Source organism: Pseudomonas beijingensis (assembly GCF_030687295.1).
GTDB classification, from domain to species: Bacteria; Pseudomonadota; Gammaproteobacteria; order Pseudomonadales; family Pseudomonadaceae; genus Aquipseudomonas; species Aquipseudomonas beijingensis.
In genome coordinates, this window is sequence record NZ_CP117425.1 from 5,360,049 (window position 1) to 5,374,172 (window position 14,124).

At 64.7% G+C, this 14,124-nt stretch carries 1 protein-coding gene and 1 pseudogene (1 of these 2 cut by a window edge); both read right to left on the minus strand.

Translation table 11 applies throughout. The features are described 5' to 3' along the window. A pseudogene (locus tag PSH84_RS23830) lies at positions 1-9,784 on the minus strand (non-ribosomal peptide synthase/polyketide synthase); it reaches 4,471 nt to the left of the window's first position. Next, positions 9,785-14,071 (minus strand): non-ribosomal peptide synthetase, encoded by a 4,287-nt coding sequence (locus PSH84_RS29120; protein WP_439800538.1) that lies wholly within the window; start codon positions 14,069-14,071, stop codon positions 9,785-9,787. It lies immediately after the preceding pseudogene. Positions 14,072-14,124 lie beyond the last annotated feature (53 nt).

The following is a 14,124-nucleotide window of genomic DNA, read 5'->3' on the forward strand; positions in this document are numbered from 1 at the left end:
GCCTGCTCTACCAACGACGCTTGCAACGGACTGGCCGGTGTCAGCAGCACCGACTGGTTGTAGTGGTGACGCTCGGGAATCGCCTCGGCGAAAAACGCCTGCTGGATCGGCAACAACGCTGTCGACCCTTGGCTCGGTGCCTGATCGATGGCCGGCGCCTGTCCACCGGTCTGGGCAACGCTCGCCAGCGCCTGCACGGTCTGGTATTGGAACAAGTCCTTGGGGGTAAAGCGGATGCCCGCCTGACGGGCGCGGCTGACCACCTGGATGGAGACAATCGAGTCGCCGCCCAGCTCGAAGAAGTTATCGCTCAAGCCGACCCGTTCCACCTTGAGCACGTCCTGCCAGATCGCCGCGATCTGTTGTTCCAGTTCACTTTGCGGCGCCACGTAGGCCTGCTGGACCTGGCTGGCGTCGGCGGTCGGCAAGGCCTTACGGTCGAGCTTGCCGTTGGCGGTCAGCGGCCATCGTTCGAGGAACAGCAGGTGCGTCGGCACCATGTAGTCGGGCAGCTCGGCCTTGAGCTGAGTCTTGATCTGCTCGCGCAGGCCGGCTTCGTCCTCGCCGACTTGCGCCGGAATCACGTAACCCACCAGTTGCTGGCCGCTCGGCCCTTCCTGGGCCAACACCAACGCTTCGCGCACCGCTGCCAGGGCATTCAGGCGCGCTTCGATCTCGCCCAGCTCGATGCGGAATCCACGGATTTTCACTTGATGGTCGATGCGACCGACGTACTCGATCACGCCATCGCTGCGGTACTGCGCCAGGTCGCCGGTGCGGTACAAGCGTGCGCCACTGTCGCCGAACGGGTCGGGGATGAACCGCAACGCCGTGAGGTCGCCGCGATTCAGGTAGCCCCGGGCCAGGCCGGCGCGACCGACGTACAACTCTCCGATGCAGCCTTTCGGCACCGGATTCAAATCACCGTCCAGCAAGTACCACGACAGGTCGGCAATCGGCTCGCCAATCGGGCTGCTGGCGTCCTGCTCCAGGTCCGCCAGCGACAGCGGACGGTAGGTCACATGCACGGTGGTTTCGGTGATGCCATACATGTTGATCAGTTGCGGCGCCGCATCGCCGAAACGCTCGAACCATGGTCGCAGGGATTTGACGTCCAGCGCCTCGCCACCGAACACCACGTAGCGCAAGGCATTGGTCCGGTCATCAGCGCAGGCTTCGTGCATCAATTGCTTGAACGCCGAGGGCGTCTGGTTGAGCACCGTCACCCCGGCGTCGCACAGCAGTTCGTGGAACTGCTGTGGGGAACGGCTGGTGTCGTACGGCACGATCAACAGCTCGCCACCGTGCAGCAGCGCGCCGAAGATTTCCCAGACCGAGAAGTCGAACGCGTAGGAATGGAACAGGCTCCAGACATCCGCCGCGCCGAAGTTGAACCATGGCGCGGTGGCCTCGAACAGGCGCAGCACGTTGTGGTGCGGCAGCAAAGTGCCCTTCGGGTTGCCGGTGGAACCGGAGGTGTAGATCACATAAGCGAGGTTTTCGGCGTCCATCGCCACCTGCGGATCGCTGCCGGCGAATGCACTGACGTCGGCGTCCAGCAGTAGCGTTTGCACACCGTCCGGCACCGGCAGTTGATCGACCAGGGCCGCTTGGGTCAGCAGCAAGCGGATGCCACTGTCCTGCATCATGTAGGCCAAACGATCCTGGGGATACGTCGGGTCCAGCGGCACATAAGCACCGCCGGCCTTGAGGATCGCCAACAGGCCCACCAGCATGTCGAAACCACGCTCGGCCGCCAGCCCCACCAATACATCCGGGCCGACGCCGTGGGCGATCAACTGATGGGCGCGACGGTTGGCCTGGGCGTTGAGCTCGCCGTAGGTCAGGGTTTGGGCGTTGAAACGCAAAGCGAAGGCACCAGGACGCAAGCGCGCCTGTTCGGCGATGCGCTGATGCAGGCAGGCCTCGCCTGGGAAGCTGCGCGGTGCCGGGTTCCATTGGGCGATGTGTTGCTGTTGCTCGGCGGCCGTCAGCAACGGCAATTCACCAACGCGTTGGCGAGGATCGGCGACAATGCCGTGCAGCAGGTTCAGCCAGTGCTCGGCCAGGCGTTGCACGGTGCTGGCGTCGAACAAGTCAGTGGCATAGGTCAGCGCCGCACTGAGTTCACCCTCGGCTTCCAGGGTGTCGAGGGTCAAGTCGAACTGGGCGGTCTGGCTTTCCCAGTCCTGGGTCTTGATCACCAGTCCGGGCAGCGCCGGGAGTGCCTGGCGCGCGACGCTCTGGTGGTTGTACAACACTTGGAACAACGGGCTGTGGCTCAGGTTGCGCTCAGGCCGCAGGGCCTCGACCAGTTGCTCGAACGGCAGGTCCTGATGGGCCTCGGCGCCGATGGCCGCCTGTTTGACCTGCGCCAGCAACGCACTGAAACGCTGCTGCGGATCGACCTCGGCCTTGAGCACCTGGGTGTTGACGAAGAAGCCGATCAGGCCTTCGGTCTCCACCCGGTTGCGGTTGGCGATGGGCACGCCGACACGGATGTCCGACTGGCCGCTGTAGCGATGCAGCAAGGCCTGGAACGACGCCAGCAAGACCATGAACAACGTGCTGCCTTCGCGCTGGGCCAGCTGTCGCAGTTGTTGGCCCAGAACCTGCGGTAAGTCGATAGCCAGGCGGGCGCCGGCAAAGCTCTGCCGGGTCGGGCGCGGCCGGTCGGTGGGCAGCGTCAGCAACGGCTGCTCCCCCCCTAGCACATCGGTCCAGTACGCCAGTTGCCGTTCCCGTTCGCCGGCGTCCATCCACTGACGTTGCCACACCGCGTAATCGGCATACTGGATCGGCAGCTCGGCCAGTGCCAAGGGCTCGCCCTGGCTGCACGCGGCATACCCCTGGATCAGTTCCTGCACCAGCAATTGCATCGACCAGCCATCGGAGACAATGTGGTGCTGGGTCAGCACCAGCACATGCTCGTCGGCCGCCACCCGCAACAGGCCGACCCGCAGCAGCGGGCCGTTTTGCAGGTCGAATGGCTCGGCGATCTGCTGGCGGACGAAGGCCTGGATCTGTTCGTTGCCACCGTCGAGAATCTGCGGGATCACGACCGGGTTCATCTGCCCATGAATGACTTGGAACGCCTGCTCATCGACCTGGACGAAGGTGGTGCGCAGGCTCTCGTGGCGCTGCACCAGGGCGGCGAAACTCTGTTGCAAGGCCTCCAGGTCCAGATCGCCCTGAATCCGCAGCGCCGCCGGAATGTGGTACGCCGCGCTGTCGGGCTCCATCTGCCAGAGGAACCACTGGCGTTGCTGGGCGTAGGACAGCGGCAGCCGCGCCTCGTCCCGGGCAAGCCGCGGGATGCTCGCCGGCCGTGCCTCGTCGCCGTCCACCAGCGCGGCCACACAGGCCTCCAGGCTGGCGTTCTCGAACAACTGCCGCAGTTGCAGGTTCAGGCCGAGGGCCTGGCGAATGCGCGAGACCATCTGCGTCGCCAGCAGCGAATGGCCGCCCAGCTCGAAGAAGTTGTCGCTCAAGCCGACCCGCTCCACTTTGAGCACGTCCTGCCAGATCGCCGCGATCTGTTGTTCCAGCTCACTTTGTGGCGCCACGTAGACCTGCTGGATCTGGCTGGCGTCTGCGATTGGCAAGGCCTTGCGGTCGAGCTTGCCGTTGGCGGTCAGCGGCCATTGTTCGAGGAACAGCAGGTGCGTTGGCACCATGTAGTCCGGCAGCTCGGCCTTGAGCTGGGTCTTGATCTGCTCGCGCAGACTGGCTGGGTCTTCGGTGGTGTGGACCGGGATTACGTAAGCCACCAGTTGCTGCCCACTCGGCCCTTCCTGGGCCAGCACCAGCGCTTCGCGCACCGCTGCCAGGGTGTTCAGGCGCGCTTCAATTTCGCCCAGTTCGATGCGGAATCCACGGATCTTCACTTGATGGTCGATGCGACCGACGTACTCGATCACCCCATCGCTGCGGTACTGCGCCAGGTCGCCGGTGCGGTACAAGCGTGCGCCGCTGTCGCCGAACGGGTCGGGGATGAACCGCAACGACGTGAGGTCGCCGCGATTCAGGTAGCCCCGGGCCAGGCCTGCGCGACCGACGTACAACTCTCCGATGCAGCCTTTCGGCACCGGATTCAAATCACCGTCCAGCAAGTACCACGACAGGTCGGCAATCGGCTCGCCAATCGGGCTGCTGGCGTCCTGCTCCAGGTCCGCCAGCGACAGCGGACGGTAGGTCACATGCACGGTGGTTTCGGTGATGCCATACATGTTGATCAGTTGCGGCGCCGCATCGCCGAAACGCTCGAACCATGGTCGCAGGGATTTGACGTCCAGCGCCTCGCCACCGAACACCACGTAGCGCAAGGCATTGGTCCGGTCATCAGCGCAGGCTTCGTGCATCAATTGCTTGAACGCCGAGGGCGTCTGGTTGAGCACCGTCACCCCGGCGTCGCACAGCAACTCGTGGAACTGCTGTGGGGAACGGCTGATGTCGTATGGCACGATCAACAGCTCGCCACCGTGGAGCAGCGCGCCGAAGATTTCCCAGACCGAGAAGTCGAACGCGTAGGAATGGAACAGGCTCCAGACATCCGCCGCGCCGAAGTTGAACCATGGCGCGGTGGCCTCGAACAGGCGCAGCACGTTGTGGTGCGGCAGCAAAGTGCCCTTCGGGTTGCCGGTGGAACCGGAGGTGTAGATCACATAAGCGAGGTTTTCGGCGTCCATCGCCACCTGCGGATCGCTGCCGGCGAATGCACTGACGTCGGCGTCCAGCAGTAGCGTTTGCACACCGTCCGGCACCGGCAGTTGATCGACCAGGGCCGCTTGGGTCAGCAGCAAGCGGATGCCACTGTCCTGCATCATGTAGGCCAAACGATCCTGGGGATACGTCGGGTCCAGCGGCACATAAGCACCGCCGGCCTTGAGGATCGCCAACAGGCCCACCAGCATGTCGAAACCCCGCTCGGCCGCCAGCCCCACCAGTACATCCGGGCCGACGCCGTGGGCGATCAACTGATGGGCGCGACGGTTGGCCTGGGCGTTGAGCTCGCCGTAGGTCAGGGTTTGGGCGTTGAAACGCAAAGCGAAGGCACCAGGACGCAAGCGCGCCTGTTCGGCGATGCGCTGATGCAGGCAGGCCTCGCCTGGGAAGCTGCGCGGTGCCGGGTTCCATTGGGCGATGTGTTGCTGTTGCTCGGCGGCCGTCAGCAACGGCAATTCACCAACGCGTTGGCGAGGATCGGCGACAATGCCGTGCAGCAGGTTCAGCCAGTGCTCGGCCAGGCGTTGCACGGTGCTGGCGTCGAACAAGTCAGTGGCATAGGTCAGCGCCGCACTGAGTTCACCCTCGGCTTCCAGGGTGTCGAGGGTCAAGTCGAACTGGGCGGTCTGGCTTTCCCAGTCCTGGGTCTTGATCACCAGTCCGGGCAGCGCCGGGAGTGCCTGGCGCGCGACGCTCTGGTGGTTGTACAACACTTGGAACAACGGGCTGTGGCTCAGGTTGCGCTCAGGCCGCAGGGCCTCGACCAGTTGCTCGAACGGCAGGTCCTGATGGGCCTCGGCGCCGATGGCCGCCTGTTTGACCTGCGCCAGCAACGCACTGAAACGCTGCTGCGGATCGACCTCGGCCTTGAGCACCTGGGTGTTGACGAAGAAGCCGATCAGGCCTTCGGTCTCCACCCGGTTGCGGTTGGCGATGGGCACGCCGACACGGATGTCCGACTGGCCGCTGTAGCGATGCAGCAAGGCCTGGAACGACGCCAGCAAGACCATGAACAACGTGCTGCCTTCGCGCTGGGCCAGCTGTCGCAGTTGTTGGCCCAGAACCTGCGGTAAGTCGATAGCCAGGCGGGCGCCGGCAAAGCTCTGCCGGGTCGGGCGCGGCCGGTCGGTGGGCAGCGTCAGCAACGGCTGCTCCCCCCCTAGCACATCGGTCCAGTACGCCAGTTGCCGTTCCCGTTCGCCGGCGTCCATCCACTGACGTTGCCACACCGCGTAATCGGCATACTGGATCGGCAGCTCGGCCAGTGCCAAGGGCTCGCCCTGGCTGCACGCGGCATACCCCTGGATCAGTTCCTGCACCAGCAATTGCATCGACCAGCCATCGGAGACAATGTGGTGCTGGGTCAGCACCAGCACATGCTCGTCGGCCGCCACCCGCAACAGGCCGACCCGCAGCAGCGGGCCGTTTTGCAGGTCGAATGGCTCGGCGATCTGCTGGCGGACGAAGGCCTGGATCTGTTCGTTGCCACCGTCGAGAATCTGCGCGGGATCACGACCGGGTTCATCTGCCCATGAATGACTTGGAACGCCTGCTCATCGACCTGGACGAAGGTGGTGCGCAGGCTCTCGTGGCGCTGCACCAGGGCGGCGAAACTCTGTTGCAAGGCCTCCAGGTCCAGATCGCCCTGAATCCGCAGCGCCGCCGGAATGTGGTACGCCGCGCTGTCGGGCTCCATCTGCCAGAGGAACCACTGGCGTTGCTGGGCGTAGGACAGCGGCAGCCGCGCCTCGTCCCGGGCAAGCCGCGGGATGCTCGCCGGCCGTGCCTCGTCGCCGTCCACCAGCGCGGCCACACAGGCCTCCAGGCTGGCGTTCTCGAACAACTGCCGCAGTTGCAGGTTCAGGCCGAGGGCCTGGCGAATGCGCGAGACCATCTGCGTCGCCAGCAGCGAATGGCCGCCCAGCTCGAAGAAGTTGTCGCTCAAGCCGACCCGCTCCACTTTGAGCACGTCCTGCCAGATCGCCGCGATCTGTTGTTCCAGCTCACTTTGTGGCGCCACGTAGACCTGCTGGATCTGGCTGGCGTCTGCGATTGGCAAGGCCTTGCGGTCGAGCTTGCCGTTGGCGGTCAGCGGCCATTGTTCGAGGAACAGCAGGTGCGTTGGCACCATGTAGTCCGGCAGCTCGGCCTTGAGCTGGGTCTTGATCTGCTCGCGCAGACTGGCTGGGTCTTCGGTGGTGTGGACCGGGATTACGTAAGCCACCAGTTGCTGCCCACTCGGCCCTTCCTGGGCCAGCACCAGCGCTTCGCGCACCGCTGCCAGGGTGTTCAGGCGCGCTTCAATTTCGCCCAGTTCGATGCGGAATCCACGGATCTTCACTTGATGGTCGATGCGACCGACGTACTCGATCACCCCATCGCTGCGGTACTGCGCCAGGTCGCCGGTGCGGTACAAGCGTGCGCCGCTGTCGCCGAACGGGTCGGGGATGAACCGCAACGACGTGAGGTCGCCGCGATTCAGGTAGCCCCGGGCCAGGCCTGCGCGACCGACGTACAACTCTCCGATGCAGCCTTTCGGCACCGGATTCAAATCACCGTCCAGCAAGTACCACGACAGGTCGGCAATCGGTTCGCCAATCGGACTGCTGGCGTCCTGCTCCAGGTCCGCCAGCGACAGCGGACGGTAGGTCACATGCACGGTGGTTTCGGTGATGCCATACATGTTGATCAGTTGCGGCGCCGCGTCGCCGAAACGCTCGAACCATGGGCGCAGGGACTTGACGTCCAACGCCTCGCCACCGAACACCACGTAACGCAAGGCATTGGCCCGGTCATCAGCGCAGGCTTCGTGCATCAATTGCTTGAACGCCGAGGGCGTCTGGTTGAGCACCGTCACCCCGGCGTCGCACAGCAACTCGTGGAACTGCTGTGGGGAACGGCTGATGTCGTATGGCACGATCAACAGCTCGCCACCGTGGAGCAGCGCGCCGAAGATTTCCCAGACCGAGAAGTCGAACGCGTAGGAATGGAACAGGCTCCAGACATCCGCCGCGCCGAAGTTGAACCATGGCGCGGTGGCCTCGAACAGGCGCAGCACGTTGTGGTGCGGCAGCAAGGTGCCTTTCGGGTTGCCGGTGGAACCGGAGGTGTAGATCACATAAGCGAGATTCGTAGCGTCCATTGCTACGTGCGGATCGCTGTCGGCAAACGCACTGACATCAGCATCCAGCAGCAGCGTCTGCACGCCATCCGGCACCGGCAATAGATCGACCAGGGCCGCTTGGGTCAGCAGCAAGCGGATGCCGCTGTCCTGCATCATGTAGGCCAAACGATCCTGGGGATACGTCGGGTCCAGCGGCACATAAGCACCGCCGGCCTTGAGGATCGCCAACAGGCCCACCAGCATGTCGAAACCCCGCTCGGCCGCCAGCCCCACCAGTACATCCGGGCCGACGCCGTGGGCGATCAACTGATGGGCGCGACGGTTGGCCTGGGCGTTGAGCTCGCCGTAGGTCAGGGTTTGGGCGTTGAAACGCAAAGCGACGGCACCAGGACGCAAGCGCGCCTGTTCGGCGATGCGCTGATGCAGGCAGGCCTCACCTGGGAAGCTGCGCGGTGCCGGGTTCCATTGGGCGATGTGTTGCTTTTGCTCGGCGGCCGTTAGCAGTGGCAGCTCACCGATGCGTTGCCGGGGGTTGGCGACAATGCCGTGCAGCAGGTTCTGCCAATGCTCGGCCATGCGTTGCACAGTACTGGCGTCGAACAGGTCAGTGGCGTAGCTCAGGGACGCGGCCAGCTCACCGTCGGTCTCGTGGGTGTCGAGGGTCAAGTCGAACTGGGCAGTGTGGGAGCTCCAGTCGAGGCTCTCGACCTGCAACCCCGGCAGTTGCAGAGCCTGGGCTGTGCCGCCGCTCTGGTGGTTGAACATCACCTGGAACAGCGGGCTGTGGCTCGCCTGTCGCTGCGGTGCCAGGGCCTGCACCAACTGCTCGAACGGCAGGTCCTGATGGGCTTGCGCCCCCAGCGAGGCTTGCTTGACCTGCGCCAGCAATTGCGCGAAAGGCAGATCGCCCCGCACCTGGGCATTGAGCACTTGGGTGTTGACGAAAAAGCCGATCAGGCCTTCGGTTTCCGGGCGATTGCGGTTGGCGACCGGGACGCCGACACGGATGTCCGACTGGCCGCTGTAACGGTGCAACAAGGCCTGGAACGACGCCAGCAAGACCATGAACAACGTCGAGGCTTCGCGCTGGGCCAGGTGTTTCAGGCCCTGGGTCAGCCCGGCGTCGAAGCGCAGGTCCAGGCGTGCGCCGTGATGGCTTTGCCGTGCCGGGCGCGGGCGGTCCGTTGGCAACGGCAGGACTTCGCCGCCATCGCCCAACCGTTCGGTCCAGTAGGCCAGCTGTCGCTCTAGCTCGCCGGCCTCCATCCATTTGCGCTGCCAGATCGCATAGTCGGCGTACTGGATCGGCAAGGGTGCCAGGGTCGGTGCGTGACCGCTGCGGTGGGCGGCGTAAAGTTGGACCAGGTCGTTGACCATGATCCGTGCGGAGGCGCCATCGCAAATGATGTGGTGCTGGGTCAGCACCAGCACATGGTCGTCGGCAGCCAATTGCAGCAGCTTGACCCGCAGCAACGGTCCTTGCTGCAGGTCGAACAACCCGCAGATTTCGTCGTCGATCAGCGCTTTGAGCGCGGCCTCATCCGCTGCTTCCGGCTCGATCGCCAGGCTCAAACGCGCCTGCACCACTTGTTGGGGTCCTTGCGGGCTGTCGACGAACACCGTGCGCAGCACGTCGTGACGGGCCAGCAAGGCGTCGAAACTGCGTTGCAGCGCGGGCAGGTCGAGGGCACCGCGCAGGCGCAGCGCCGTGGGCACGTGGTAGGCGGCGCTGTGACGGTCCAGTTGCCAGAGAAACCACTGGCGCTCCTGGGCGTAGGACAGGTCCAGGGTCTCGAATTCGTCGCGCATCGCCGGGATCGGCAACGCCGCCAGGCTCATGTTCTTGCTGTGCAGCTTGTGCAGGAACGCTTGCCGTTGGGCAAGCGGTAAACGGATGAATCGCTGAACCAGAGACAGGTTATCGAGCTGAGTCATTCAAAGGGTCTCCAGGTCTGCCAGGAAATCATGCATCTCACTCAGGTCGGCGCTGGAGTGAGGGGTCAGGTGGGCTGCCAGTTGTGCGGCGTAGTCGGCCAGGGACGTGGTGCTGAACAGCAAGTCCAGGGGCACCGCGGCGCCTTGCTGCATTTGCAGGCGCGCCGTCGCTTGCGTCGCCAGCAGGGAATGCCCACCCAGTTCAAAGAAGTTGTCGTCGCGCCCTACCCGTTCGAGCTTGAGCACGTCTTGCCAGATGTCGGCGATGCCCTGTTCGAGCGCGCCTTGTGGCGCCACGTAGGCACGCAGCAGTTGCCGGGCGTCCGGCAGCGGCAGGGCCTTGCGGTCGAGCTTGCCGTTGGGGGTCAGCGGGAAGCGTTCGAGCAACAGCCAATGCGCCGGCATCATGTAGTCGGGCAGCAACGGCGCGAGCTGCGCCTTGAGGGTTTCGCGCAGGGTCGCAGGTTCCGCAGTCTCTGGATGGGCGGCAATCAGGTAGGCCACCAACTGCAGGCCACCCGGCCCTTGCTGGGGCACCACCACGGCTTCGCGGATCGCGTCCTGGGCCAGCAGGCAGGCTTCGATTTCCCCCAGTTCGATGCGGAAACCGCGGATCTTCACTTGATGGTCGACCCGACCGTTGTACTCGATCACGCCGTCGCCACGCTGGCGCGCCAGGTCACCGGTGCGGTACACCCGCGCACCGTTGCCGAACGGGTCCGGCAGGAAGCGTTCGGCGGTGAGCGCCGCCCGGTCGTGGTAACCCCGGGCCAGGCCGTCGCCGCCAATCAGCAGTTCGCCGATCAGCCCGACCGGGTTCGGCGCGAAATGATCGCCGACGATGTACAGCGACGTGTTGGCAATCGGCCGGCCGAGGTACGGCACGCGTTGCTCTTCAGTCAAACGGTAGGCCGCTGACCAGATGGTGGTTTCAGTCGGGCCATACAGGTTCCAGACCTCGCCGGCGACATCGAGCAGCCGCTCGGCCAGGTCCTCGGCCAACGCCTCGCCACCGCACAGGCATTTGCGCCCGGCCAGCAAGGCGGACGCCGGGTGGTCGAGCAACATGCGCCAGGTCGACGGCGTGGCCTGGACCACGCTGACCTGTTGCCGGTCGATGGTCTTGAGCAGCGCCTCGGGGTCGTGAGCGCTCTGCTTGTCCACCAGCACCACGCAGGCACCGCTCAGCAGCGCGCCGTACAGTTCCAGGCCGAAGATATCGAACGAAAACGTGGTCAGCGACAGTACTCGATCACCGGCCGTGATGCCCGGTTCGCGGGCCATGCTGGCGACGAAATTCACCAGCGCCCCATGTCGCACCATCACGCCCTTGGGCTTGCCAGTGGAGCCGGAGGTGTAGATCGCGTAGGCCAAGTGCTCCGCATCCAGACGCGTCGTCGGCGCCTCGCAGGCATAACCGTCGAGCCAGTCACCCTCCTGATCCAACACCAATGTCTCGACCCCAACCCCGGCCCCTGTGGGGGATAGCCTGTGGGAGCCAAGCTTGCTCGCGATAGCGTCGGTACACCCACCATCACCATTGACTGAACCACCGCCATCGCGAGCAAGCTTTGCTCCCACAGGCTCGCTCCCACCGGATAGCGGTAGCTGGTTGAGCAGCGAACGTTGGGTCAGCAGCAGTTCGATGCCGCTGTCCTCGATCATGTGCGCCAGGCGGTCCTGGGGGAACGCCGGGTCCAGTGGCAGGTAGGCGCCACCGGCCTTGAGGATCGCCAGCAAGGCGACAACCATCTCCACGCCGCGCTCCAGCGCGACACCGACCAATTGATCGGGCACCACGCCCTGTTCGATCAAACGATGGGCCAGGCGGTTGGCCCGGACATTGAGTTCGGCGTAGCTCAGCGCCTGCTCGGCGAACACCAGCGCCGTGGCATCCGGCGTTTGGCGGGCCTGGGCCTCGAACAGCCGATGGACGCAACGCGCCTGTGGATAACTGGCTGCGGTGGCGTTCCAGCCTTGCACGTGCTGGCGGGTTTCGCGCTCGTCGAGCAAGCTCAGCTCGCCCAAGGAACGTTGCCCGGCGTCGGTCATTTGCAGCAGCAAGCGTTGCAGGTGCAGGCCGATCTGCTCGACAGAGGCCTCGGTGAAACTGGCGCACTGGTAGCTGAACTGCACCGCCAACTCGGCACCGAGGCTGACCAGCAGGGTCAGCGGATAATTGGTCTGTTCCAGGTTATCCACGGCACCGAAACGCAAGCCTTCAGGCGCACCCTGCTCCAAGGCTTCGGAAATCGGATAGTTCTCGAACACCAGGATGTTGTCGAACAAGGCTTCGCCGCCCAGGCCAGCCCAGCGCTGGATATCGAACAGCGCCGTGTGCTCGAACTCGCGCAAGGCCAGGTTCTGCGCCTGGACGCTGTGCAGCCAGTCGCCCAGGCTCTGTTCCGGACGCGGGCTGGCGATGACCGGCAAGGTGTTGATGAACAGACCGATCTGGCCCTCGACGCCCACCAGGTCCGCCGGCCGCCCCGCCACCGTCGCGCCGAACGCCACGCTGGCCTTGCCGGTGTAGCGCTGCAACAGCAACAGCCAGGCCGCTTGCACCAGGGTGTTGACGGTGACTTTGGATTCCCGGGCGAACTCGGCCAGGCGTTGGGTCTGCTGCACATCCAGCTGTATGCGGTGATGGCCGTACAGCTTCGCCGAGACGTCCTGCGCCGGGCGCGCAAACACCTGGGCCAGGCGCACCGGCTCGTCCAGCGTGCGCAACTGTTGCGTCCAGAATCCTTCGCCGAGGCTCGCGTCCTGGCGTTGCAGCCAGGCAATGTAATCGCGATAACGGCCAGCCGGACGGGCCACGCTGTCACCGCGGTAGTGCTGCAACACTTCGCCGAGCAACTGCGCACTGCTCCAGCCGTCCATCAGGATGTGATGGTTGGTGTAGATCAGGTGATGCCGATCAGTCGCCGTGCGCACCAGCACCAGGCGCATCAACGGCGCCAGGGTCAGCTCCACACCCTGGGCACGCTCTTCGTCGGCAACCGTTTGCAGGGCGTCCTCGATATCAGTCCGCTCACTCCAGTCGAGCACACGGAACGGCACCTCGACTTGACGCTGGACGATTTGCACCGGCTGCGCCAGGTCGCCCTGCCAGAAGAACCCGGTACGCAGGATGTCATGGGCATCGACCACCGCTTGCCAAGCCGCACGGAAGCGTTGCGGATCGACGCCCTCGATATCGAGGCGCATCTGGTTGATGTAGTCGCCGCTGCCTTGCCCTAGTAGGGAGTGAAACAGCATGCCCTGCTGCATCGGCGACAGCGGATAGAGGTCGTCGATGGCTTGGGGATGTCGGACCAGGGTGTCCAGTTGCGCCTGGGTCAGCCGCGCCAGCGGGAAATCCGACGGCGTCACGCCACCGCTGTGGCTGTCGCAGCAATGGGCAATGAGCGCCGTGAGTTCTTGCACGTAGTCATCGGCCAGACGCTGGATGGTCGCGGTATTGAACAGGTCGCCGCTGAAGGTCCAGCTCAAGTCCAGCTCACCGCCGAACACTTGGCCGTCGAGGGCCAGCGGGCTGCCCAGCGGGCCTTGCAGGTTCACTTCTTCACCGCCGCGTTCGGTGGTGGGCACGAACAAGGCATCGTCGGCGCTATCGAAACTGCCGTCGAACTGACCGAGGTAGTTGAAGGTCAGTTGCGGTTTCGCCAAGCCTTGAAGGGTTTGACGCGCATGTTCATCGCCCAGGTGCGCCAAGGCCCCGAAGCCAATGCCCTTGTTGGGGATGGCGCGCAGTTGTTCCTTGATCTGCTTGAGCGAGGCGCCAAGATCGGCAGCCGGGGTCAGTTTCGCGGGGAACAGGCTGGTGAACCAGCCTACGGTGCGGCTCAGGTCGACGTGGGTGAACAGATCCTCACGGCCGTGGCCTTCGAGCTGCACCCACACGCTGTCATCACCGGTCCAGCGCACGATCACCCGCGCCAGCGCCGTCAGCAGCAGGTCGTTGACCTGGGTGCGATAGGCCGCCGGGGCTTGCTGCAGCAGTTGCCGGGTGAGGGTTTTATCCAGTGCCGTGCGGATCGTCACGGCTTGGCGGTGTTGCTGGCCGCCCTGGGGATTGTCCCACGGTAACCCCGCCGAGGCGCCTTGCAACTGTTGCTGCCAAAAGCCCAACTCAGCCTGCAAGGGCGCGCTGGCGGCGTAGCCCTGCAATGCTGCAGTCCAGGCGTTGACCGCGCTGGTCTTGGCCGGCAGTTGCACCGCCGCGCCGGCGAGGGTCTGGCGATAAGCACTTTGCAGGTCTTCGAACAGAATCCGCCAGGACACACCGTCCACACCACCAGGTGATGGACAATCAGCAACAGCCGCTGCGTGCCATC